The organism is Gulosibacter sediminis (assembly GCF_014904065.1).
Classification (GTDB): domain Bacteria; phylum Actinomycetota; class Actinomycetes; order Actinomycetales; family Microbacteriaceae; genus Gulosibacter; species Gulosibacter sediminis.
The window spans coordinates 38,095-59,941 of the sequence record NZ_JACXJG010000009.1; the positions used below are offsets into that span (position 1 = coordinate 38,095).

Sequence of the window (21,847 nt, forward strand, 5' to 3'; positions counted from 1 at the left end):
TCGACGACCGCCGCGCGAGACGATTCTCGAGGAGCTACCGCGGGTGTACTGCACGCTGATCGACCTGCAGATGGTCGACGTGACCGAGCCGCCGATCGAGATCGCGCCGACCGCGCACTATTCAATCGGTGGCGTGTGGGTGCGGCTCGACGACCACGGCACCGGAGTCGATTGGGTCCGCGCGATTGGCGAGGCGTCGTCGAGCCTGCACGGCGCGAACCGACTCGGCGGTGAATCGCTCTGGGTTTCGTTCCGTTCTTGNTAAGGCCGGAGGAGCTGCAGGCGCTCGCCGAAGAGCGGATTTCGGATTCGGTCGAAGGGAAGTTGGTGGAGTAAGTCGATCGCGCACGAAATGCGTCACTGAACTCCGTGTTTGGGTGGGGTTGAACGGGCCGAGCCCGCTCAACCCCACCCAACCACGTGATGAGTCGGACCCTAATGTGTTACGCGAGCGAAACTGCCCCTGCGTCAATCCCAAACTCGTGCCGCAACGCCGACCGCGCCGCGTGCCATCCCGATAGGCCATGCACCCCGGGGCCCGGTGGCGTCGCCGATGACGCCAAGTAGATGCCCTTCGCTGGCGTCCGCCACGGCTCCGTCGAGAGCACCGGCCGCGCCAATAGCTGCCGCAGCACTACGGCTCCGGCGCTGATGTCGCCGCCGACGTAGTTCGCGTTGTACTCCCCCAGCTCGGCCCCCGTCGTGCATCGCGCCGCCACAACCCGGTCACGCACCCCCGGCGCAAAGCGCTCGAGCTGCGCAAGCACGCGCTCGGTCACGTCGATCGTCGACCCCCGCGGCACGTGTGTATAGCTCCACACCGCGTTCATGCCCGCAGGGTTGCGCCCCACATCGAATCCGTCTGGCTGGGCAAGCAACACATAGGGATGCTCGGGGTGACGACCGCGCGCAACCATCGCCTCGGCCGCGGCAATCTCGGCGCGGGTGCCGCCAAGGTGCACGGTCGGTGCCTGCGCGATGCGCGCATCCGCCCACGGAATCGGTCCGTCAAGCACCAGATCGACTTTCGCCGCCGCATTCCCAAAGCGAAAGCGGTCGAGCGCGCGCAAGTACCGCGCGGGCAACGCCGAGCGCGCGATCTCCATCAACCCGCGCNGCCGAGGTATCGAACACCTTCACCGCATAGCCGTCGAGCTCACGAATATCGCGAATGCGTCGCCCCGTCACGATCTGCCCGCCGTGCGCAACGAGATCTTCGCCGAGCACCCGCGAGATCTCAGCCGAACCGCCAACCGGCACCGGCCATCCGCCCACGTGCCCAGCGACCGACAGCAGCAACCCGACCGCGCCCGTCGCGAGGTCGGGCATCCTGCCGATCGAGTGCGCGGCCACCCCCGAGAGCATCGCGGGCGCGGCCTCCTCGCGAAAACCCACGTTCCACAGCGGCGAGCCTTGCTTCAGCGTCGCGATGCCGGTCGCAAGCGCGGCCGGCAGATCGCGCGGCACGCGCAGCATCGAGCCGCCGAGCGCGAAATCGAACACACCCTGCGCCCGCGAAACCAGCGGTCGCATCAGCGCGCCGTATGCCCACCCGTCGCGACCGAGCTCAGAAACCGTGCGCTCGAGATCGCGATACGCGATCGCCGCGTCGCTGCCATCGAGCGGATGCGCGTACGACGCCTCCGGCACCACAAACTCGAGCTTTTTGGCAAGCTGAAACTCGCGAAAAAACTCCGACGCAAACGCCATCGGGTGAATCGCCGAGCAGGTGTCGTGCACGACACCAGGCAGCACCGACTCGGCGGTTCGTGTGCCGCCACCGATCCTGTCGGCCGTCTCAAACACAGTCACGGGCACGCCAGCGCGCGCAAGCGTCACGGCCGCCGCGAGCCCGTTCGGGCCCGAGCCGACGACCGCCGCGTTGCGCGCTTCACGGGTCATGCTGCCCGATCGTAGCGACCGCGCCCGGAGACTGCGCCCGCGGCCGGCGGCCCGCCGCGCCCGCGGCCCGAGGGCCCGCATGCGAAGCGGACGCGGAGGGTGCTCCGATAGCCTCGGCTGCATGAGTGAGCGCAGCGAGGCAACCACCGAATCGAGCACCTCGGCATCGAGCGGCACCGCCTCCGGTGCAGGCGCCGCGAACGGCCCGACGAGCATGGCGGACCTCGACTTCAGCGCCATCCGTGAAAAGTTCGAGCTCAGCGAAGACTTCTCCCCCGAGCTCGAGCGCGAGGCGCGCGACGCTACCGACCGCTTCAAAGCCGACCGCATCGACGCCCGCAAGCTCCACCTCGTCACGATCGACCCGCCGGGGTCGAAGGACCTCGACCAGGCCGTCCGCATCGAACGCGGCACCGAACTCAGCCGCGACGGCTACACCCTCTACTACGCGATCGCCGACGTCGGCGCCTTCGTCGCGCCCGGCAGCGCCCTCGACGCCGAAGCCCGCGAGCGCGGCGNAAACCAAGTACCTGCCGGATGGCAATATCCCGCTGTACCCGCGCATCCTCACCGAGCACACCGCGAGCCTCGTTAAGGGCGAGGATCGCCCGGCGGTGCTCTGGCAGATCGAGACCGACGCCGACGGCCAGCTCACGCGGGCCCGCGTGCGACGGGCGACGGTGCACGTCCGCGAGCGCCTCGACTACCCGACGCTGCAGGCGCACTATGACCACGGCAAGCTGCTGCCCGAGCCGATCGAGCTGCTGCCCGAATTCGGCGGGGTGCGCGAGGAGCGTGCCCGCGAGCGCGGCGCCGTCNGAGCTGCAGCTGCCCGAGCAAGACCTCGTGCACGTCGACGGCAGCTGGCAGCTGCGCCTCGAGCCGCGCACCCAGATGGATGCGTGGAACGCGCACTGCTCGCTCGCGACCGGCATCGCGGCCGCCCGCATCATGCTCGCCGGCGGCACGGGCCTGCTGCGCACGCTGCCGGCGCCCGACGAGTCGACGGTGCACCAGTTCCGCCAGGCCGCCCGAGCCCTCGGCGTCGACGCCCGCGACGAGCAATCCCCCGGCGAGATCCTCGCGAGCCTCAAACCCGACGACCCGAAGGCGCTCGCGCTCAACTCGGCGGCGACGAAGCTGCTGCGCGGCTCCGGCCACCTCGCGTTCTCGCCCGACAACCCGCCCGAGAACAACGGCGCGACCTGGCACGCCGGCGTCGCGAGCCAGTACGCGCACGCGACCGCGCCCATCCGTCGCCTCGGCGACCGCTTCGTCAGCGAGGTTGCCCTCGCGTTCGGCGGCGAATGGGTCGCGCACGACGGCAGCGCGCAGGTGAGCGGCGAGGTGCCCGCCGAGATTGCGGATGCGCTGCCCGAGTTGCCCGGCCTGCTGCAGAACTCGGGCCGGGTCGCGGCGTCGGTCGAGAACGAGTGCATCAACCTAGCCGAGGCGGTCGCGCTGCAGGATGCGGTGAGCCAGGAGTTCGACGCCGGCCTGCTGCGCGCGGGCGACGGCGAGCACCACGCCGAAGTGTTCGTCTACGAACCGCCGGTCATCGCGCAGTGCCGCGGCGACGTTCCGGCGGGCGAGCACGTGCGAGTGCGGCTCGTCGAGGCGAACCCGACAACCCGCAAGGTGCGCTTCGAATACCCCGCCTAGGCGTTGTTCCTCGGGAGGTTGTGTCGAGTGTGAGTAGGTGAAGGCCTCCGTGGAGGATGTGGGTAACCACACTCACGTCCCACAACACGAAGGCCTTCATGTCCCACGCTAATGCCCCGTTCACCCCAGCAGGGCGACTTCGAATGGTGTTGCTCGTCGTCAACGACGGCTGGCCCATGTCCCGAGTCGCGGACCGGTTCCAATGCGCGTACGGCACCGTCCGCAAATGGGTGACCCGGTACCGTGCCGGAGAACCCCTTGTAGATCGCTCGTCCCGCCCGCGCACCTCACCGAACCGCACCCCGACCCGACTCGAGCGCCGCATCATCGGGTTACGCGTGAACCGACGCTGGGGCCCGCACCGCATCGCCTACCACCTCGGGGTTGCGCGGTCCACGGTCGGCCGTGTGTTGGCCCGCTACGGGGTCCCGCTGCTGCGGCACGTGGACAAGACCACAGGCCTGCCGGTGCGCAAACCCAAAGTCCACCGGTACGAGGCCGCCGCACCGGGCGAGTTAGTGCATGTCGATATCAAGAAACAAGGCCGCATCCCTGACGGTGGCGGGCACCGGGCACTCGGGCGTGTCAAGGGGAATCGGCACAACAAGCGACGCGGACTCGGGTACTCGTTCGTGCACCACGCGGTCGATGACCACACCCGCATCGCGTACTCCGAACACCTGAACGACGAGCGTAAGGACACTGCGGCCGGGTTCTGGGACCGTGCCCGCGCCTATTTCGCATCCCTGGGGGTCACGGTGACCGCGGTGATGACCGATAACGGGTCGTGTTACCGATCCAAGGCATTTGCTCACGCGCTGGGTGACGGGGTCAAGCATCGACGAACGCGCCCGTACCGAACCCAAACTAACGGCAAAGTTGAACGCTTCAACCGCACCCTGGAAGACGAATGGGCCTACGCACGCGCCTACACGTCAGAAGCGGAACGACTCGCCGAGTACCCGCGATGGCTGCATCACTACAATCACCATCGACCCCACACCGCGATCGGCGGACTGACCCCCATGCAACGACTACACAACGTCACGGGGAATAACAGCTAGCTAGCCTGCGAGTCGAATCCGTCGGAGTCTGCTAGGGCATCCCCGTCCTTTCCTCGAGGCCGTCGTTCGTCGCCTCATTCGTGCACCCCATCGCGCCTAGCGGCGTGCCCAGCGACAACTGGCGCCGTCACCATCGCGCCCGTTGTCGCTGAGGGCGCCACAGTCACTCGCGCCGCGTCGCTGACAGCGCGACTCAGCCTGTTAACTTTGTGCGCCGACCGCGTACGCCGCCTGGCCGATGTGCTGCGCGGCGTCGTCAATGATGCTCACGAGGCGGGCGCCGCGGGTCACCGGCGGGTTCCAGTTCGTGTCGATGACGTCGTCGAGGTCCGCGTCGCTGAGCGTGCCGAGGTAGGCGAGCAGCGCATCCGTCGTCGCCACGAAGTAGTCGAGCAGCGGCGCGGCGCCGTGCACGACGATGCTGCGCGCCTGCTCGGCCGTCTGTCCGTAGCCGCTGGTGTCGCCGAGCTCGCCGAGCGCGAGCTGCTCGCGGAACCGCGGCCAGACCTCATCCGTGCCCGCGAGCGGCGCGAGCTGCGCGTCGATCTCGCGGCCGGCGTGCCAGATGAGCCAGGCCGGCGAGTTGTCGTGGCCGGCGGGATGCGAGTTGAGCGTCTCGTCGCTGAGTTTCGTGGCGAATTCGAGCAGGGCGTCGCGGGGTCGGGTGGCGAGGTCGAGGAGTACTTCGGTGCCGTTCATGCGCGCCACCCTACTCGCGGGTGACCCCGCCTCCCTGACCGCTCCCGCGCATCCATGGGTGTCGCGTTTAGCCCCATTTCGCGCTCCATAACCGCCAAAAATGAGGCTAAACGCAACACCCATGCTTCGCAGGAGGGGGCGCGGCGCGGGCTAGCGGCGGCGGAGGCCCTTGAGGAGGCCGCGCAGGCCCTTGGGCTTCGGCTTCGCCTCGGCGGCTTCCTTACGCTCGGCCTCGGCGGCCTGAGCGCGGGCGCGCCGCTGCAGGCGCTTCTGGTCGCGCTCGAGGCGCGGCAAGTCAAGACGAATCACCTCGGAGATGCGGTCGGCCCGCTCCCCCGGCTCGTCGACCCCCTCCGGCACCTGCGCGAACTCGGAGTCGAGGTTGAACTCGATGTTGCGCGCCACTTCGCGCCACGCGGCCTGCTGCGCGACCGAGACGAGCGTGTTCAGCGTGCCCTCATCGGTCGACCGGCGCCGGAGGTCGGCCGCGACGGTCTCGGCGTTCTCCTTGCGATGCTTGAGATTCGCGATGTCGCCGCGTCGATAGTCGTGCATCCCTGTCGACTTGAAGCCGAGGCTTCGGGCGCGCTTGATCATCTGATCGAGGTACGCCACCTCGTTGTCGCTCTCGTCGGCGAGGTCGGTGAGGATCTGCATCGCCTCGCGCAGGTAGCGCTTGCGCGAGAACTCGCCGCCCGAGCCCAGGATGTCCATGAGGATGTGGTTCTTCATCCCGAGCCGCGCCGCCGCGTGGGCAATCGTGATGCCCTCCTCGACCGAGGCACCGCCACTCACGAGGTCGCCGGCCGCGATCACCTTGTTCTTGCCGGATGCGGTGCTCGCCGGCGCCGACGGCGTTGCCGGTTCGGCAGGCTCCGCCGCTTCGGTTGGCTCAGCGGGCTCTGCGGGCTCGGCTTGCTCGGCGGGCTCGGCGGCTTCGGCGGACTCGGCCACCTCAGCCGAATCGACCTGAGCCGCGGCCTCGGGGGCATCGCCAGCGGCGGGCGATTCCGCCGCATCCGTCGCCGGCGCGGGCGTCTCGACCGGCGCATCCGGGGTGGGCGCTTCGGCGGGCGCGCGACGCGTCAGCCGCTGCGGGTCGTCTGCGGTTGGCTCGGTCATGCGCACCCCCTCCTCAAGTACGAGTCCTAGTGTCCCTGATTTCCGCCCGCTTTGCCGCTTCCCGACGGTCGTCGTCATGCTGCGCTCCTCACCACCGAGTGCGACAATCGCAGGGTTCCGTACGACGAAGGAGTCAGTCATGGCCGAGAACGAATCGGGTTTCAGCGAAGCCGAACGCGCCGCAATGAAGCAGCGCGCCGAGGAGCTCCGCGCGCAGAAGGGCGTGAAGGGCGCGGCGAAGCGCGAGCGCGAGTATCAGGCCTGCCTCGACGCGATCGACGCGCTGACCGGCGCCGACAAGCAGGTCGCCGAGCGGCTGCACGTCATCGTGAGCGAGGAGGCGCCCGAGCTCGACCCGAAGACCTGGTACGGCTTCCCGTCGTATGCCGACGACGGCGATGTGCTCGTGTTCCTGCAGCCGGCCTCGAAGTTCAACACTCGCTACCCGACCATCGGCTTCCAGCAGAACGCCCAGCTCGACGACGGCAAGTTCTGGCCGACGTCGTTCGCCGCCCTCGAGATCGACGACGAGATCGAACAGCAGCTGCGCGCGCTCATCCGCAAGGCCGTCGGCAAATAGCCGCCGCGAGCGCGCGGCACCGCGGATGCGCGGGGTAGCCCCAGCGCTAGCGGGCGTCGCGCGAGGTTGCGTTCACCGCATCCGAGCGTTCTTGCCCGGTGAGCTGCGCGATCGCGTCCATGATGCGTTCGGTCGCCTCGGTGCGGGCGCGACCGCCGGGCAGTTCGGCGAGGTCGCTGAGGTCGAGGGGCGCACCGAAGCGCACCTCGACGCGGCGCCCGCGCCCGAAGTGGCGAAACGCCCGCATCCCGTCGGCGCCGATGATGCCGACCGGCACGACCTGCGCGCTCGTGTCGAGCGCCATCCAGGCGGCGCCGCTGTGCCCCTGGTGCAGCCGGCCGTCGCGCGAGCGCGTGCCCTCCGGAAACACGCAAAACGCGCTGCCCGCCTGCAGGATGCGGCTGCCCGCGTCGAGCGCCGAGCGCGCGTCGCGGCCCGCGGCACGCACGACGGGCACGCCCCCGATCGAGCTAAAGAACCACCGGCCGAGCTTGCCCTTGAGCCCCGACCCCGTGAACAGCGCCGACTTGGTCAAGAACTGCACGGGCCGCGGCGCCGACACCGGAATGAGGATCGTGTCCCACGCCGACTGGTGATTGCTCGCGAGCAACACCGGCCCCTGCTTCGGCACGTTCGCCCGCCCGCGCACCCGCGGCCGATACGCGAGCCACAGCAGCGGCCACAGCACGGCCCGTCCGACGTAGTAGACGATGCCCGGCTTCGGTGCGGGTTCTGGCGCAGCGTCGGTGGTCACCCAATGAGCGTACGCGCGGCCGACCTCGCCACCCGCGCAACACCGGCATGAGCGACTGAGGTAAGCCTTCCATTCCTAGCGCTGACCAGGGATTTTTACGATAATTAAGACATGAACAATGTCCGCTCCGCACTCAGGTCCTATCCGCTCGTCGCCGCGACCATCGTGGTCGGCATCGTCGGCTTGACGCTGCTCGCGACCCCCGCGAGCGGCGTCGCACCGTCGCTCATCGGCGCCTACGCAATCGCGATCGCCGCGTGGGAGGCCGTCGGCATGGTGCGGCAGCTGCTGCGCGGCCACGCGGGCCTCGACATCCTCGCCGTCACCTCGATCACGGCCGCAGTGCTCGTCGGCGAGGTCTGGGCCGCGCTCATCGTCGTGCTCATGCTCACGGGCGGCGCCGCGCTCGAGGACTACGCCTCGAACCGCTCGAAGCGCGAGCTCACCGCGCTGCTGCAGCAGGCCCCGCAGACGGCGGTGCGCATCCGCCCCGATGGCACCACCGAAGAACTCCCGGTCGACGACATCGAGATCGACGACGAGTTGCTCGTGCGCCCCGGCGCGCTCGTGCCGGTCGACGCCGTCCTGCTCGACGAGCGAGCCGTCTTCGACGAGTCCTCGCTCACCGGCGAGAGCCTGCCCGTCACCCGCGCGGCCCGCGAGCGCGTCTCGAGCGGCGCAGTCAACGGCTCGGTCGCGGTGCGGATGCGCGCGGTCGCCCTCGCGCGCGACAGCGAGTACCAGCAGATCGTGCGACTCGTCGAGGAGGCCTCGCAGAGCAAGTCGAAGGTCGTGCGACTCGCCGACCGCTACGCCGTGCCGTTCACGATCCTCGCGCTCGTCATCGCCAGCATCGCGTGGGCCATCTCGGGCGACCCGGTGCGCTTCGCCGAGGTGCTCGTCGTCGCGACGCCCTGCCCGCTGCTCATCGCGGCGCCGGTCGCGTTCCTCGGCGGCATGAGCCGCGCCGCGCGCTTCGGCCTCATCGTCAAGGGCGGCGACACCCTCGAGCAGCTCGCCCGCGCNGAAGTCCGTCGCCTTCGACAAGACGGGCACGCTCACGACCGGGCGCCCCTCGCTCGAGCGCATTGACGCGGCGCCCGGCTTCAGCGCCGACGACGTGCTGCGCCTCGCGGCATCGGCCGAGGTCTACTCGTCGCACGTGCTCGCGGGCGGCGTCATCGCCGCGGCGACCGAGCGCGGGCTCGAGCTCGCGAGTATCGCGCAGGCTGAGGAGCTCGCGACCAAGGGCGTCGCGGCCATGCTTGCCGAGGATGCGCCGTGGCGCGGCGTCGTGCGCGTCGGCAAGCCGGCGTGGGTGCGCTCGTTCGCGCCCGCCCTCGAGAACGCGTCGCTGAACGCCGGCGAGCTCGCGATCTACGTCGCCCTCGACGATGCGGTCGTCGGCACGCTCGTGATGCGCGACCAGGTACGGCCCGAGGCGGCCGAGACCGTCGCGAGCCTCGCATCCCTCGGCGTCGAGCGCCGGCTCATGGTGACCGGCGACGTCGCGGCAACGGCCGAGCCCATCGCCGCGAGCCTCGGCATCGACGAGGTGCACGCTGAGTGCCGACCGCGCGACAAGGTCAAGATCGTCGCGGGCGTCGAGCCGCGGCCGCTGATCATGGTCGGTGACGGTCTCAACGACGCCCCGGTGCTCGCGGCAGCCGACATCGGCTTCGCGATGGGCGCGCGCGGCGCGACCGCGGCGAGCGAGTCGGCGGATGTGGTGAACCGCTTCGACTCGCTGGCGGGCGTCGCACACGCGGTGCGCATCGGCCGTGACACCGTGCGGATCGCGCTGCAGAGCGTCTGGCTCGGCATCGTCATCAGCGTCGGGCTCATGCTCGTCGCTGCCTTTGGCCTGCTGCCTGCGCTCGCGGGCGCATGGCTACAGGAGCTCGTCGACCTCGTTGCGATCCTCGGCGCCCTGCGCGCTATCGGGCCGCGCCTCGAGCGCGGCCGCAACATCGCGATGCCACGCGACGCGGAGGCAACCATGAGCGTTGCGGCAGATCACGCGCCGTCTACCGCTCATGAATCGCCCGAGCGCTAATCCTTGGCCCCAGAAAACCAGCCACGGAAACGAAAAAAGCCCCGGGTGTCGAACCCGGGGCATCTGTGGCTCCGACGGGCGTCGATCCCGTGACCTCTCGATTTTCAGTCGAACGCTCTACCAACTGAGCTACAGAGCCAAAGCAGCTTTCGCCGCTGAGAGAAACGCCCTCATCTTTCGACAAGGGCGCCGCTTCTCCGCGACCCTGACGGGACTTGAACCCGCGACCTCCGCCGTGACAGGGCGGCACGCTAACCAACTGCGCTACAGGGCCTCATATTGAATTTTTCAGACGGTTCAACCTAACAGCTTTTTCCCGGTGTCGCCACCGTGACCCCAACGGGATTCGAACCCGTGTTGCCGGCGTGAAAGGCCAGTGTCCTAGGCCACTAGACGATGGGGCCGAAGCTGTATCGGCATGACCGCCGAAGAAAAACCCTAGTGCACATTCACACACGAACGCAAATCGCACGCTCCGAGCCGCCACGACCCTACGCCTACGACCCACGCATCCGCCGAAGCAACACTCGCGCGAATACCCGAAAACCACGCACGAACCGCGAAAACACGCGCATCCGGGGTTACAAATTCGTCACATAGCCACTAATGTGGCGGATGTTAACCGTGTGACATGAGTGATCCTCTGCGACAAATGCCTAGCTCTGTGCATGACCACGCCCGCACCCCAACCGATTGCCCGCGCGTCTCGCGCAGCAAACGAAAGGCATCAATGTTTTCGTCCAAGACCTCCCGCCGGGCCCCCCGCGCCCGTGCGGGCCGGTCAGGGCTGGTAACCGGCGCGGCCGCACTACTCATCATCGGCCTCGTTGGCAACGGCGCGATTCCGGCCAACGCCAAGGACCTCGACGACTACGCGACCTGGGACGACGTCATCTCGGCCCAGGACGACATCGACCAGCAGAACGCGCTGATCGACGAGATCAACGCCCAGATCGACCAACTCAACAGCGATGTCGCCGAGGCTGAGGTCGTCGCAGAAGAGGCGGGCAACGCCTACTCGGCCGCACAGGCCGCGTCGACCGAGCAGTCCGAGAAGGTCTACACGCTGCAGCAGCAGGCCGAGGAGGCCTCCGCCGAGGCCGACAAGGCCGAAACCGAGGCGGCGTCGTACGTCGCCGCCATCGCGAACCGCGTGCCGGTCGACCCGACCGTCGAACTGCTCACAAACCCGAACGACGCCGACGGCTTCCTCATGGGCATGTCAACGCTCTCAAAGCTCGGCACCCAGAACGGCGCCGTCTACGAAAACGCTATCTCGGCCCGCAACAACGCCGACCAGCTCGGCGAGCAGGCGCAGGTCGCCCTCGCGGAGCTCGAAACCCTCGAGGCGCAGGCGCAGTCGAACTACGACGCGGCCGTCGACGCACAGCTCGACCTGCAGAACAAGCGCGACCAGAAGACCGAGAAGGGCTCCGAGCTCGAGGCGATGCTCGCCCCGCTGCAGGAGCACCGCGACGTCGTCGAGGCCGACTACCAAGAGGGCGAGCGCCTGCGCGAAGAAGAGCGCAAGCGCATCGAAGCCGAGCAGAAGAAGGCCGCCGAAGAGGCTGCTGCAGCTGCCGCGGCCGCAGCAGCCGCAGCAGCCGCAGAGGCCGCAGCTGGCTACAACTCGGGTGGCGGAAGCAGCAGTGGCGGCAGCAGTGGCGGCAGCAGCAGTGGCAGCACGAGCACGCCCCCGGCCGAGAGCGGTGGCGCCTCCCCGAGCGCGAGCGGCTACGCGCCACCCCTCGGCTACAGCGCCTACATCTCGAGCAACTATGGCATGCGCCTGCACCCGGTGTACGGCTACTGGAAGCTCCACAACGGCACCGACTTCGTCGTCTCCGGTGGCACCTGCGGCGCCCCGATCTACGCGGTCTCGTCGGGCACCGTCACGTATGCGGCCTGGATGGACGGCTGGGGTAACCGCGTCGACATCCAGATGGACGACGGTAACACCACCGGCAACGCCCACATCATGCCCGGCGGCATCATGGTCTACCCCGGCCAGCGCGTCGCGGCCGGCCAGATCATCGCCTACGCCGGCACCACCGGTCCGTCGACCGGCTGCCACCTCCACTTTATGGTGAACAACGGCGCGAGCGACCCGCTGAGCTACCTCGCCTCCCACGGCATCTACTACTAGACCGAGCGAGGCCGCCGGCCAACACAACGACGAGGGGCGCGCATCCAGCAGGATGCGCGCCCCTCGTCGTTCAGCTGGCTCAGCTACCTACTCGGCCGGCTTGTAGGCCGCGAGCGAGCGCTCGATGATCGCCTCGGCGTCGGCCGCCGAGCCCCACGAGTCGACCTTGACCCACTTGTTGGGCTCGAGGTCCTTGTAGTGCTCGAAGAAGTGCTTGAGCTGGTCGCGGGTGTTCTGCGGCGCATCCTCGAGCTCCTGGATGTGCGCGAAGCGCGGGTCCTTCGCCGGCACGCAGAGGATCTTGTCGTCCCCGCCCGCCTCGTCGGACATGTGCAGCACGCCCACGGGGCGCACCTTCAGGCCGATGCCCGGGTAGACGGGGTACTCGAGCAGCACGAGCGCGTCGAGCGGGTCGCCGTCGTCGGCGAGCGTGTGCTCGAAGTAGCCGTAGTCGACCGGGTAGACGAACGGGGTGAACAGCACGCGGTCGAGGTAGACGCGGCCGGTCTCGTGGTCGACCTCGTACTTGTTGTGGCTGCCACGAGGAATCTCGATGACGACGTCGTAGGTGCTCAATTCTGCTCCTGGTGTGAAGGGGCGCCCGGGGGCGTTGACGGCACCAGATTACCGCCCGCGAGCGGCGCGAGCCCGAACATCGCGTGACCATTCGCATCCCGGCCCGGGGCCCACTTGCTGAGCGCGATCAGCACTTCCGTGCAATCAGCGGCCTCGCCCGAGTACGATTGGGGTGTGACTGATCGACCCCGCCTCACCCCGCCGGTAGCCGATATTCGGCGCGCTGTGCGCAACTCGCTGCGCGGCGTCGCTGCCGAGGGTGACCTCGTGCTGGCTGCGCTGTCTGGCGGCCCCGACTCGCTCGCGCTCGCCGCGGGCCTCGCCTTCGAGGGCCCGAGGGCCGGGATGCGCGTGGGCGCGGTCATCGTCGACCACCAGCTGCAGCCCGGCTCGGACGAGCAGGCCGAGCGCGCGGCCGAGCAGGCGCGCGGCCTCGGCCTCGACCCGGTCGTGATCGAACGCATCGACGTCGTCGACGACGGTGCCGGCCCCGAGGCCTCGGCCCGCGCGGCCCGCTACGGCGCGATCGACCGCGTGCGCGAACAGCTCGGCGCATCCTACGTCGTGCTCGGACACACGCTCGACGACCAGGCTGAGACCGTGCTGCTCGGCCTCGCGCGCGGCTCGGGCGGCAAGTCGCTGCACGGCATGGCCGTCGTCAACGGCCCGCTCGTGCGCCCGCTGCTCGGCATCCGCCGCGAAGAGACCAGCCAGGCGTGCGGCGACCAGGGCCTCGAGCCGTGGCACGACCCGATGAACGACGACGAGCGCTTCAAGCGCGTGCGCATTCGCAAGAATGTGATGCCCGTGCTCGAGTCCGAGCTCGGCCCCGGCATCGCCGAGGCGCTCGCGCGCACCGCGACGACGCTCCGCGAAGACTCCGAGACCCTCGACGCCCTCGCACTCGAGTGGGCGCAGGAGATCGTCGACACCGATGCCGACGGTCGCGTCACGCTCGACGTCGGCGGCCTCGTGACTCAGCCCGCCGCGCTCCGCCAGCGCATCTGCCGCGCCGTCGCCGAGCAGGGCTTCGGTGTCTCGCTCTCGCGGGCGCACACCATGGCCGTCGCGGCGCTCGCCACCGAGTGGCGCGGACAGGGCCCCATTGACCTGCCGGGCATCCGCGTCGAACGCAGCGCCGGCCGCCTGTTTTTCGGCGTCGCCGAGCAGGGCGTCGACGACACCGAGCACTAACGCCACCGCGAAAGGAACCACGTGCGCGCATCCGACATTGAGGCCGACGTCCGCGAAGTCCTGCTGAGCCGCGAGGAAATCTCCGAGCGCATCGGCGAGTTGGCTCGTGACATCGAGGCCGACTACGCCGACCGCACTCCCCTGCTCGTCGGCGTGCTCAAAGGCGCCGTGATGGTCGTGAGCGACCTCGCACGCGAGCTGCGCATTGCGCTCGAGATGGACTGGATGGCCGTCTCCTCATATGGCTCCGGCACCGTGTCGTCGGGTGTCGTGCGCATCCTCAAGGACCTGGACACCGACCTCACCGGTCGCGATGTACTCATCGTCGAAGACATCATCGACTCGGGCCTCACCCTGAGCTGGCTGCGCCAGAACCTCCAGTCGCGCGGCGCCGCCTCGGTCGAGATCTGCACGCTGCTGCGTAAGCCCTCGCGTCTCAAGGTCGACGTGCCCGTGCGCTACATCGGCTTCGATGTGCCGAACGAGTTCGTCGTCGGTTGCGGTCTCGACTACGACGAGCGCTACCGCAACCTCCACGACGTCGTCGTGCTGCGCCCGCACGTCTACGGCGCCGACGAGGCCGACGCCGCGGGCCCCGTTGAACCGGCCCGCAAGGTGTTCCGCCCGGGCCTCGAAGAACCCGCGCAGTAGGGCTCCACCGGCGGTGCCGGCCTAGCCCCGAATCTCGAACTCGGTGTCGCCGCGCGTCGGCTGCTCGCTCGTCTCGACGGCGTCGACGCGCGCCGACCGCGGGCCCTGGTGTGCCCACGCGACGAGCCGGTCGACCGCATCCGCCTCGCCCTCGGCCTCAAACTCGACGCGGCCGTCGAATAGGTTGCGCACGTACCCGCCGAGGCCGAGCCGCTGCGCCTCGTGGGCCGTCGAGTAGCGGTATCCGACGCCCTGCACGACGCCCGACACGTACCCTCGCACTCGCTTCGTAGCCATACGGCCAGGGTACGGATGCGCGCCCGGCAGCGGCTGGACGTGCGGGGTTCGAACTCGCGCTTGCGCTTGACGTAACGTCAACCGGTAGCGTCGTCACCGCACTGAACGAGAAAGAAGACATCATGCCGAAGGACATGTTCGACGGCTTCGACCACACGCAGTACGACGCCGAGGTGCGCGAGCGCTGGGGCGCCGAGGCTGCCGACCGCAGCTACAGCTGGTGGGCGGGGCTCGGCGAGGCGGGCCAGGCCGAGTTCCGCGCCGCGAACTACACGCGCACATCCGAGCGCGGCGCCGGGTTCGTACGCGACGCCCTGCTCGCCTACGCCGACACCTCGCTCTAGGCCGACTCACGCAACGAAAATTCCCCGGTGTGTGGGGCGAATCGCTCGCCCCCCNAGTGGGGATGCTCGCGCCTAACCCTCGATCGAGGCGGGCGGCCGCGGCGCGCCCTTCGGCGGGGCGATGCGCGCGAAGCTGCCAGCGTTCGCCGACGCGGTGGCCGAGCCGGCCGACTCGCTCGAGCCGTCCATCCCGCCGCGACGGTTCGGCGCAGCATCCCAATCGCGCTCGACGACGCGCTTTTGCACGATGATCGCGACGACGAGAATGACGAGGCCGATCACCGCGAGCAGCACGGCACCGAGCACCGCGCCGGCGTTCGCGCCGTAGCCGATGAGGATACCGAACCAGCCGAAGTCGGCGTCACCGAAGGTCGTGTTCGCCGAGCCGAAGCTGCCGAGCACCTGCATGAGGAACGCGGGCAGGAACGTGATGAGCAGACCGTTGACGAAGCCACCCGCGATCGCACCGCGGCGGCCGCCGGTCGCGTTACCGAAGACGCCCGCAGCACCACCGGTGAAGAAGTGCGGCACGAGGCCAGGCAGAATCACGGCGAGGCCGAATGCCGGGCCGAGCCAGGCGGCGAGCACGAACAAGCCGCAGAGGCCGGCGACGAACGACGAGAGGAATCCGATGAGCACGGCGTTCTGCGCGTACGGGAACACGATGGGCGCGTCGAGTGCGGGCACGGCGCCCGGCACCACCTTCGCCGCGATGCCCTGGAACGCGGGCACGAGTTCGCCGAGAATGGTGCGCACACCGAAGAGGATCACAGCGACCGCGATGCCGAAGCCGAGGCCCTGTGTGACCGACTGCATGAGGAAGTTGCCGACGTTCGTCGCGCCGCCGAAGGCCTCGAACGCCTCGGTCTCGCCGACGCGGATGAGGTAGATCACCGCGACGATGACGTACATGAGCACCATCGACAGCGCGGTGGCGACCATCGAATCGCGGAGGAAGCGCAGGCCCTCGGGCACCTTGATGTCTTCGGTCGAGCGGCTCTTGCCCTTCGGGTCGACGAGGCGGCCGACGGCACCCGCAGCGACGTAGCCGGCGGTGCCAAAGTGGCCGATCGCGACCGAGCTGTCGCCGGTGACCTTCTTCATCCACGGGTGCGCAAGCGCGGGCAGGGCGACCATGAGGATGCCCAGGAGCACAGCGCCGAGAATCACGACGACCCAGGTGTTCATGCCGGCCGAGGCCATGACGATCGTGATCATCGTCGCCATGAACAGCATGTGGTGGCCGGTAAGGAACACGTAGCGCAGCGGTGTGAAGCGCGCGAGTAGCAGCGCGACGACGAAGCCGAGAATCATGAGCCACGACACCTGCGCGCCGTACTCCTGCTGCGCGATGCCCGCGATGGCCTCGTTCGTCGGCACAACACCCTGCGCGCCGAGCGCGCCCTGAATCATGACGCCGAGCGGCTCGAGCGAGGCGGTGACGAGGCCCGCGCCGGCGCCGATGAGCATGAAGCCGAGGGTGGCCTTGATGCCGCCGCCGATGACCGCGCCGGCGCTCTTGCGCAGCGCGATGAGCCCGACCGCGGTAATGATGCCGATGAGGTACGCCGGCACGCTAAGAATTTCGTTGACGAGGAACTGGGCGATCGCGTAGATCACGTCCATGGTGCTCTCCAATACCTAGAAGCTGAGGATGCGCTGGTCGAGTGCCGCGGTGCGCGAGCGGATGCGCGCCCCGGCCCGACTGCCTGGTCGCGCGTTAGACGGCGTAGCGGCGGCGCAGGGCGCCGTCGATCTCCTGTTGCGAAGTGAAGTCGCCGATGATCTCGACGGGCACGCCGAGGTCGCCGAGCGACTCAGCGATGGCGCCGGAGGTGAGCACGAGGTCGGCTTCCTTCGACTTGCCCTTGGCCGAGATCGTGTCGGTCGCCTCGACCGTGAAGTACGGCGCCCAGCCCCACTTGCCGAGTACCTGCTCGAGCGTGTTTTTGAGGAAAATGCTCGTGCCGACGCCGTTGCCGCACACGGTAAGGATGTGCCCCTTCGACGCGACGGTGCCGCTGAGGTCGACCTCGCCGTCGTCGGCCGCGTGGCGGGGTGTGGGCTTCGCGGCGGCCTGCACCTGTGCCGGCTCACTCGTGAGCACCTCGAGCACGGCCTCGGGCGTATTCGAGGTGTCGAGCGCGGCCCGGCGCACCGGGTCGCCGAGCACGCCGGCGAGGGCGGCGAGCGCCTGCTGGTGCGCCGTCGAGTCGGCGGCGGCCAAGCCCATGACGATCGTGACCGGGTCGTTGGCACCGGCACCGAATTCGACGGGGTTCGCGAGTCGAACGAAGCTGAGGCCAGTGCGCTTCACGGAAGCATCGGGTCGAGCGTGGGCGAGCGCGAAGCCAGGCGCGATGACGATGTACGGGCCGTGCTCGTCGATGGTCGCGAGCATCGAGTCGGTGTACTCGGGTTCGGTCGCACCGGTCTGCACAAGCAGCTCGCCCGCCGCGATGACGGCCGAGCGCCAGTCTTCGGCGGGAACGTAGAGTTGCACGGCGTCGGTGGATATGAGAGAGCTGAGCTTGCTCACTTGGTCTCCTTTGTACGGTCCTCGCCGGGCGGGCGCCGGTTCACAGGACACTTTGTGCTACTCCAAGTCAACGTTGAAAAAATGCCCCCCGCAACTTTTCCTGTTGCGATCGCAAGTGGTAGGCGGCCAAGGCCGCCCGGATCGGCGCGCGCTACGCTGCAAGGGAAGCCATTACGAAGGAGCCCAGGTGCCGTACGCCATCAACTCAGACGACCTCCCCAACAGCGTCGACAAGCGCCTCGAACTACGTCCCCAGCACCTTGCGTGGCTGCGCGAGAACACCCCCCGCCTGCTCGCGGCAGGCGCCAAGCGTAACGAGGCTGGCGACCCCATCGGCAGCCTCGTCATCGTCGACGTCGAGACGCTCGACGAGGCCGAGTCGTTCGCGCAGGCCGACCCCTATTCGCAGCAGGGCCTGTTCGCAAAAGTCGAGATCTCGGCGTGGAACAAGTCGTTCTTCAATTTCGAAGACCTGACCTAGCCGGCCCATCGCCGCAGACTTGCCGCCCGCATCCTCGCCGAGGGTGCGGGCGGTTTAGCGCTCAGCGGCCGACGCACCGAGCGTACGGTCGCGGCCCGCGGCGAGCCCCGCGAACACGAGGCCTGTGACGCAGGCGAGCAACAGACCGAGGGTCGCCATCCAGCTACCCGTCGCCTCGAACAGGCCGCCGCCGACGATCGGGCCGAGGCCCGCGCAGAAGTAGCCGATCGACTGCGCCATGCCCGACATGCGCGCGGCATCGCCCGCGGTCGCGGCGCGCTCCGAGATGAGCCCGAGCGCGACGGGCAGCATCATGCCGGTCGTGAGGCCGATCATGACGGTCCACACGGGCATGAGGTGCGGCAGGAACATCCCACCGAGCAAGGCAATGGCGGTGATCGGCAGGAAGCCGACGGCGATGATCCGCTGGTCGCGCGAGCGGTTCATGAGCCAGGCGACGAGGAAGCCGAGCGGCATGCCCGAGACCTGCGCGATCGCGAGGTGCAGGCCCGCGTTCGCCTCGCTCACGCCGCTGCTCTGTTCGATCGTCGGCATCCAGTTCACGAAGGTGTAGAACACGGTCGACTGCAACGCCATGTAGGCCGTGACCGACCACGCGATCGGCGAGCGCCAAATGTTCACGTGCGGCGAGTGATCGCTCGACGCGACGCCGAGCCGGTCGCGCCAGCCGCGCACCGCGAAGAGTGCGATCGCCACGACGACGACGGGCAGGGACGCTGCGAGCGCGAGTCGCCACTGGCCGCCGGTCGTGTCGGTGATCGCCACGGCAAGGCCGGCGCCGAGGGCCGCGGTGCCGGTCATGGTGCAGGTCGTGATGCCGAGCACGAGCGGCGCGTTCGGCGCAAAGTCGCGCTTGACGAGCACCGGGAGCAGCACGTTGAGGGTCGCGACGCCAACGCCGAGCAGCGCGGTGCCAATCCAGAGCGACCACTCGGGCATGAGCAGGCGCAGCCCGAGGCCGACGGCGAGCACGATGAGGCTGAGCAGCGCCAGCCGGTCGAAGCCCAGGCGCCGGGCCAGCGGCGCGGTCGGCACCGCGAACAGGCCGAACGCAAGCACCGGCGACGCCGCGAGCGCCCCAACCTCGGTCGCGCTCAGGCCGACGTCGGCACCTATGCGCACCGCGAGTGGGCTGAACGCCGTGACGCCGGCGCGCAAGCTGCCCGCGAGCAGCACGACCGCGACGAGCGAGAACACGCGCGAGCCGCTCCAGAAACTCGCCTGCGTCATCTACTCAACCGCTCTCTCCCCTGCCGCGCGCCCCGTGTGGCCGCGACGCCCATAAGCATTCAGTCTCCCACCCCTTTGAGGCTCGGGTGACCACGTGCGATGATGCGGCTAGTCGTCGTCCCCATCGGTAAGCAGCGTCTCGCGGATGCGGCGCAGGTCTTCCATGAGCGAGCCGATGAGAATCCAGCGCTGGCCGCGCGGCGCCGAGAGCTCGAGCGGTGCCGTGAGCGCCGGAATCGCCGAGGTGAGCGGCTCGGGGTCGACCTCAGCGAGGTGCACCGCGAGCCGCACGTCGTGGGCGCAGCGGCGCAGCTGTTCGGCGATGTCGTGCGCCATCGGCTCCTCGGGCAGCGAGTCGTCGTAGTGGTCGTAAAACGCGCGGGTCATGCCGATCACCTCGGTGACGATCGACTGGAGTTTCGTCTCGAGCAGCGCATCCATCTCGTCAAGCTGCTCGCGGTTCCTGCGGCCGCGCGGGTTGAGCGCGAGCGACTCCCGCGCCTCTTCGATGGCCGTGCGGCTCACCTCGACCATGTTGCGCAGCAGCCGCGCCTCGAGAATGAGGCCCTGCAGATCGCCGGGGCTCTGGGGCACCTCGAGGGCGTCAGCGAGGCGGCCGAGCGAGGCCGCGAGCTCGGCACCGAGGTCGGCGACGCGCTGGCGCGCGGGCTCAACGTGCACCGGCGCGACGATGAGCATGTTCACGAGGAAGCCGATGATCGCGCCGATGATCGTTTCGATAATGCGGTCGAGCGCGAACTCGACGCTGCCGCCGCCCATGACGATGACGATCATGCCGCTAATCGCCATCTGGTTGAGCATGCCGAGGCTGAGGCGACCAGCCCAGCCGATGAGCAGGGCGACGGCGATGGCCGCGATCGCGGCGATCGCGTTGTGGCCGAAGATGCCGCCGAACACGGTTGCAATGATGACGCCGGCGATCACGCCGAGGGTGCGTTCGATGCCCTTCGACGCGGTCTGATTGAGGTTCGGGGCGACGATGAGCAGCGCCGCGATGGCGGCGAAGATCGGCATGTCGACCTGGAGCGCGAACATCGACACAACCCACGACAGCGCGATGGCAATGAAGGTCTTTACCACCTGCAACCACGGGATGCGCTTGGTCGCGAGGAGGGGCGAAAAGAAGCGCATGACTTTCAGCTTAGGCTGCCCCGCCGAATGCCGCGCGAGAGCGGATGCGCGCCCTACGCTGGTGACATGACCGCTTCTGTTCCTCAGTTGGTCGCGCTGCTCGATGGCTCGCTCGTCGATGTCGAAACTCCATTGCTGCGCGCTGACGACCTCGGCGTCGTACGCGGCGATGGCGTCTTCGACGTCGCTTCGTGCCGCTCCGGCCACGTAATCGACCTGCCCGCCCACCTTGACCGCCTCGCCACGTCGGCGCACATCCTTTCGCTGCCCGAGCCCAACCGCGCCGGCTACGAGCGCGCGGTCGCCGCGCTCGTCGTCGCGTGGGACTGGGATGCGCATCCCGAAGCGACCGTGCGCCTCGTCGAGACGCGCGGCCCCGAGTTTGGCGGCGACGCAACTTGCTGGGCGATGATGCAGCCGGTTTCTGCGGCGGTGCTGCGTGAGCGCGAGGGCGTGCGCGTCGTCGTGCTCGACCGTGGCCACGAAGCCGAAGAGACGAGCCAGCTGCCGTGGCTGCTGCCGGGCGCGAAGAGCCTCTCGTACGGCATCAACATGGCGGCGAAGCGCTGGGCGAAGGCGAACGGCGCCGACGACGCGATCTTTGTCACGCCCTCGGGTCGGCTGCTCGAGGGGCCGACGTCGGCGCTCGTGGTCGACCTCGACGGTGAGCTCGTAACGCCGAAGCAGGACGGCATCTTGCCGTCGACGACGCTGCGCGCGCTCATGGATGCCGCCGCCGAGGACGGCCTCAGCGTGCGCTTCGACGAACTGCCCCACGAGGTGCTATCGCGGGTGCAGGGCGCCTGGCTGCTGTCGTCGGGTCGCATCCTCGCGCCGATCGAATCGGTTGACGGCGTCGACGTGCCGCGCTCGCCGCTGCACGGCCGCGTCGCGCGGATGCTGCGCGTGCCCGGATCCGCGTAGCTCGGCTTGTCGCTGAACGACGAAGCGGGGCGCCTCCTGTTGGAGACGCCCCGCTTCGTCATTGGTGCTAGGCCTGGTGGCCGCGGTTGCGCAGGTACGCGAGCACGGTCGGGTCGTTCGTCTGGCCAAGCCAGTCGAGCAGTTCGGGCGACGCGGCGGGCGCCGCCGCGAGGTACGGCCACAGCTCGCGGTGCTCCTTCATCGCTTCGAGCTCGGATGCGCTGGCGTCAGACTCGAGCGCCCGGCGTGCGAGCGAGGGCAGGTCGGCCCGCGCGGGCTCCTGCGGCGCGTCCTGCGCCTCGGGCGCCTCGACGCCGGTCGGCGCCGACTGCTCGGGCTGCGAGAGGTAGCCATAGCCCTGCTCGGTGTTCGCCTCGGTGGCCGACGATGCGGGCACGGATGCGCTGCTCGCGTCGGTCTGCTGCGAGGTGTCGCCGCCGAAGTTGACGCTGG

General features: G+C 69.0%; 20 protein-coding genes, 3 tRNA genes and 4 pseudogenes. 13 read left to right on the forward strand and 14 right to left on the reverse strand.

Annotated features, from left to right (window positions below; all coding sequences use genetic code 11):
* Nucleotides 1-10: 10 nt before the first annotated feature.
* Nucleotides 11-241, forward strand: a pseudogene (locus tag ID132_RS04830) (FAD-binding protein); the annotation flags it as partial.
* 202 nt (nucleotides 242-443) lie between these two features.
* Here ID132_RS04830 and ID132_RS04835 read toward each other — a convergent pair.
* Nucleotides 444-1,902, reverse strand: a pseudogene (locus ID132_RS04835) (phytoene desaturase family protein).
* A gap of 214 nt (nucleotides 1,903-2,116) precedes the next feature.
* Between ID132_RS04835 and ID132_RS14310 the strand changes: the two are divergent.
* The 4 genes and pseudogenes from ID132_RS14310 (at nucleotide 2,117) to ID132_RS04845 (ending at nucleotide 4,628) form a co-directional block, all read left to right on the forward strand.
* Nucleotides 2,117-2,497, forward strand: coding sequence for an RNB domain-containing ribonuclease (locus ID132_RS14310; protein WP_459562440.1), 381 nt, complete (start codon nucleotides 2,117-2,119; stop codon nucleotides 2,495-2,497).
* Nucleotides 2,466-2,663, forward strand: a pseudogene (locus tag ID132_RS15155) (RNB domain-containing ribonuclease); the annotation flags it as partial. The gene ID132_RS14310 and the pseudogene ID132_RS15155, both read left to right, overlap by 32 nt.
* A gap of 190 nt (nucleotides 2,664-2,853) precedes the next feature.
* Nucleotides 2,854-3,564, forward strand: coding sequence for a ribonuclease R family protein (locus ID132_RS13115; RefSeq protein WP_235988315.1), 711 nt, complete (start codon nucleotides 2,854-2,856; stop codon nucleotides 3,562-3,564).
* A gap of 98 nt (nucleotides 3,565-3,662) precedes the next feature.
* Nucleotides 3,663-4,628, forward strand: coding sequence for an IS481 family transposase (locus ID132_RS04845; RefSeq protein WP_125107628.1), 966 nt, complete (start codon nucleotides 3,663-3,665; stop codon nucleotides 4,626-4,628).
* Nucleotides 4,629-4,829: 201 nt separating this feature from the next.
* Here ID132_RS04845 and ID132_RS04850 read toward each other — a convergent pair whose 3' ends face one another.
* Together ID132_RS04850 and ID132_RS04855 are read right to left on the reverse strand one after the other, a co-directional pair.
* Nucleotides 4,830-5,327: a DinB family protein gene (locus tag ID132_RS04850; RefSeq protein ID WP_125107627.1), complete on the reverse strand. Its 498-nt coding sequence runs from the start codon at nucleotides 5,325-5,327 to the stop codon at nucleotides 4,830-4,832.
* Between the two features lie 150 nt (nucleotides 5,328-5,477).
* Nucleotides 5,478-6,449, reverse strand: a complete 972-nt coding sequence (locus ID132_RS04855) for a hypothetical protein (RefSeq protein WP_193127998.1) — start codon at nucleotides 6,447-6,449, stop codon at nucleotides 5,478-5,480.
* A 139-nt stretch (nucleotides 6,450-6,588) separates the two neighbouring features.
* On the opposite strand from ID132_RS04855, the gene ID132_RS04860 reads away from it, so the two are divergent.
* Nucleotides 6,589-7,029: an iron chaperone gene (locus ID132_RS04860; protein ID WP_125107625.1), complete on the forward strand. Its 441-nt coding sequence runs from the start codon at nucleotides 6,589-6,591 to the stop codon at nucleotides 7,027-7,029.
* A gap of 46 nt (nucleotides 7,030-7,075) precedes the next feature.
* On the opposite strand, the gene ID132_RS04865 is transcribed toward ID132_RS04860, so the two are convergent.
* Complete coding sequence (locus tag ID132_RS04865; RefSeq protein WP_328743684.1) at nucleotides 7,076-7,783, reverse strand: lysophospholipid acyltransferase family protein; 708 nt, start codon at nucleotides 7,781-7,783, stop codon at nucleotides 7,076-7,078.
* Nucleotides 7,784-7,894: 111 nt separating this feature from the next.
* Between ID132_RS04865 and ID132_RS15160 the strand changes: the two are divergent.
* Nucleotides 7,895-9,839, forward strand: a pseudogene (locus ID132_RS15160) (heavy metal translocating P-type ATPase).
* Between the two features lie 66 nt (nucleotides 9,840-9,905).
* On the opposite strand, the gene ID132_RS04875 reads toward ID132_RS15160, so the two are convergent.
* The 3 genes from ID132_RS04875 to ID132_RS04885 form a co-directional block, all read right to left on the reverse strand.
* A tRNA-Phe gene (locus ID132_RS04875) sits at nucleotides 9,906-9,978 on the reverse strand.
* Nucleotides 9,979-10,039: 61 nt separating this feature from the next.
* Nucleotides 10,040-10,113, reverse strand: a tRNA-Asp gene (locus ID132_RS04880).
* Between the two features lie 57 nt (nucleotides 10,114-10,170).
* Nucleotides 10,171-10,243, reverse strand: a tRNA-Glu gene (locus tag ID132_RS04885).
* A 326-nt stretch (nucleotides 10,244-10,569) separates the two neighbouring features.
* On the opposite strand from ID132_RS04885, the gene ID132_RS04890 reads away from it, so the two are divergent.
* Nucleotides 10,570-11,985 carry a M23 family metallopeptidase gene (locus tag ID132_RS04890; RefSeq protein ID WP_125107623.1) on the forward strand — a complete coding sequence of 472 codons (1,416 nt, stop codon included), beginning with the start codon at nucleotides 10,570-10,572 and terminating at the stop codon, nucleotides 11,983-11,985.
* Nucleotides 11,986-12,072: 87 nt separating this feature from the next.
* Here ID132_RS04890 and ID132_RS04895 read toward each other — a convergent pair whose 3' ends face one another.
* Nucleotides 12,073-12,561 (reverse strand): inorganic diphosphatase, encoded by a 489-nt coding sequence (locus tag ID132_RS04895; protein ID WP_125107622.1) that lies wholly within the window; start codon nucleotides 12,559-12,561, stop codon nucleotides 12,073-12,075.
* 174 nt (nucleotides 12,562-12,735) lie between these two features.
* Here ID132_RS04895 and tilS point away from each other — a divergent pair, with 174 nt between their 5' ends.
* Nucleotides 12,736-13,755, forward strand: a complete 1,020-nt coding sequence (gene tilS / locus ID132_RS04900) for a tRNA lysidine(34) synthetase TilS (protein WP_193127999.1) — start codon at nucleotides 12,736-12,738, stop codon at nucleotides 13,753-13,755.
* A 21-nt stretch (nucleotides 13,756-13,776) separates the two neighbouring features.
* A complete protein-coding gene (gene hpt / locus ID132_RS04905) occupies nucleotides 13,777-14,406 on the forward strand; it encodes a hypoxanthine phosphoribosyltransferase (protein WP_193128000.1) in 630 nt (209 codons plus the stop codon).
* 21 nt (nucleotides 14,407-14,427) lie between these two features.
* On the opposite strand, the gene yccX is transcribed toward hpt, so the two are convergent.
* Nucleotides 14,428-14,703, reverse strand: a complete 276-nt coding sequence (yccX, locus tag ID132_RS04910; RefSeq protein ID WP_125107619.1) for an acylphosphatase — start codon at nucleotides 14,701-14,703, stop codon at nucleotides 14,428-14,430.
* Between the two features lie 122 nt (nucleotides 14,704-14,825).
* On the opposite strand from yccX, the gene ID132_RS04915 reads away from it, so the two are divergent.
* Nucleotides 14,826-15,047, forward strand: coding sequence for a hypothetical protein (locus ID132_RS04915; RefSeq protein ID WP_193128001.1), 222 nt, complete (start codon nucleotides 14,826-14,828; stop codon nucleotides 15,045-15,047).
* A gap of 72 nt (nucleotides 15,048-15,119) precedes the next feature.
* Here the strand turns inward: ID132_RS04915 and ID132_RS04920 are convergent, their stop codons facing one another.
* Both ID132_RS04920 and ID132_RS04925 read right to left on the reverse strand, forming a co-directional pair.
* Nucleotides 15,120-16,673, reverse strand: a complete 1,554-nt coding sequence (locus ID132_RS04920; RefSeq protein ID WP_193128002.1) for a PTS ascorbate transporter subunit IIC — start codon at nucleotides 16,671-16,673, stop codon at nucleotides 15,120-15,122.
* Nucleotides 16,674-16,767: 94 nt separating this feature from the next.
* The gene (locus tag ID132_RS04925; protein WP_125107616.1) at nucleotides 16,768-17,586 is read right to left on the reverse strand and encodes a PTS sugar transporter subunit IIA; all 819 of its coding nucleotides are present in this window, start codon (nucleotides 17,584-17,586) and stop codon (nucleotides 16,768-16,770) included.
* 187 nt (nucleotides 17,587-17,773) lie between these two features.
* Here ID132_RS04925 and ID132_RS14695 point away from each other — a divergent pair, with 187 nt between their 5' ends.
* Nucleotides 17,774-18,067 carry a YciI family protein gene (locus ID132_RS14695; RefSeq protein WP_193128003.1) on the forward strand — a complete coding sequence of 98 codons (294 nt, stop codon included), beginning with the start codon at nucleotides 17,774-17,776 and terminating at the stop codon, nucleotides 18,065-18,067.
* A 54-nt stretch (nucleotides 18,068-18,121) separates the two neighbouring features.
* Here the strand turns inward: ID132_RS14695 and ID132_RS04935 are convergent, their stop codons facing one another.
* Both ID132_RS04935 and ID132_RS04940 read right to left on the reverse strand, forming a co-directional pair.
* Nucleotides 18,122-19,318 carry an MFS transporter gene (locus ID132_RS04935; RefSeq protein WP_193128004.1) on the reverse strand — a complete coding sequence of 399 codons (1,197 nt, stop codon included), beginning with the start codon at nucleotides 19,316-19,318 and terminating at the stop codon, nucleotides 18,122-18,124.
* 108 nt (nucleotides 19,319-19,426) lie between these two features.
* Nucleotides 19,427-20,470, reverse strand: coding sequence for an FUSC family protein (locus ID132_RS04940; protein ID WP_125107613.1), 1,044 nt, complete (start codon nucleotides 20,468-20,470; stop codon nucleotides 19,427-19,429).
* Nucleotides 20,471-20,536: 66 nt separating this feature from the next.
* On the opposite strand from ID132_RS04940, the gene ID132_RS04945 reads away from it, so the two are divergent.
* Nucleotides 20,537-21,394 (forward strand): aminotransferase class IV, encoded by an 858-nt coding sequence (locus tag ID132_RS04945; protein WP_193128005.1) that lies wholly within the window; start codon nucleotides 20,537-20,539, stop codon nucleotides 21,392-21,394.
* 67 nt (nucleotides 21,395-21,461) lie between these two features.
* Here the strand turns inward: ID132_RS04945 and ID132_RS15480 are convergent, their stop codons facing one another.
* Nucleotides 21,462-21,596, reverse strand: a complete 135-nt coding sequence (locus ID132_RS15480; protein ID WP_459562441.1) for a variant leucine-rich repeat-containing protein — start codon at nucleotides 21,594-21,596, stop codon at nucleotides 21,462-21,464.
* Nucleotides 21,597-21,847 lie beyond the last annotated feature (251 nt).

Bases quoted from the DNA above. Each gene is read 5' to 3' on its own strand.
- ID132_RS04860 (WP_125107625.1), top strand. From the start codon at position 6,589: ATGGCCGAGAACGAATCGGGTTTCAGCGAAGCCGAACGCGCCGCAATG.
- ID132_RS13115 (WP_235988315.1), top strand. From the start codon at position 2,854: ATGCTCGCCGGCGGCACGGGCCTGCTGCGCACGCTGCCGGCGCCCGAC.
- ID132_RS15480 (WP_459562441.1), bottom strand. From the start codon at position 21,596: ATGAAGGAGCACCGCGAGCTGTGGCCGTACCTCGCGGCGGCGCCCGCC.
- ID132_RS04920 (WP_193128002.1), bottom strand. From the start codon at position 16,673: ATGGACGTGATCTACGCGATCGCCCAGTTCCTCGTCAACGAAATTCTT.
- ID132_RS04890 (WP_125107623.1), top strand. From the start codon at position 10,570: ATGTTTTCGTCCAAGACCTCCCGCCGGGCCCCCCGCGCCCGTGCGGGC.
- ID132_RS04940 (WP_125107613.1), bottom strand. From the start codon at position 20,470: ATGCGCTTCTTTTCGCCCCTCCTCGCGACCAAGCGCATCCCGTGGTTG.
- ID132_RS04945 (WP_193128005.1), top strand. From the start codon at position 20,537: ATGACCGCTTCTGTTCCTCAGTTGGTCGCGCTGCTCGATGGCTCGCTC.
- ID132_RS04935 (WP_193128004.1), bottom strand. From the start codon at position 19,318: ATGACGCAGGCGAGTTTCTGGAGCGGCTCGCGCGTGTTCTCGCTCGTC.
- yccX (WP_125107619.1), bottom strand. From the start codon at position 14,703: ATGGCTACGAAGCGAGTGCGAGGGTACGTGTCGGGCGTCGTGCAGGGC.
- ID132_RS04850 (WP_125107627.1), bottom strand. From the start codon at position 5,327: ATGAACGGCACCGAAGTACTCCTCGACCTCGCCACCCGACCCCGCGAC.
- ID132_RS04915 (WP_193128001.1), top strand. From the start codon at position 14,826: ATGCCGAAGGACATGTTCGACGGCTTCGACCACACGCAGTACGACGCC.
- ID132_RS04845 (WP_125107628.1), top strand. From the start codon at position 3,663: ATGTCCCACGCTAATGCCCCGTTCACCCCAGCAGGGCGACTTCGAATG.
- ID132_RS04855 (WP_193127998.1), bottom strand. From the start codon at position 6,449: ATGACCGAGCCAACCGCAGACGACCCGCAGCGGCTGACGCGTCGCGCG.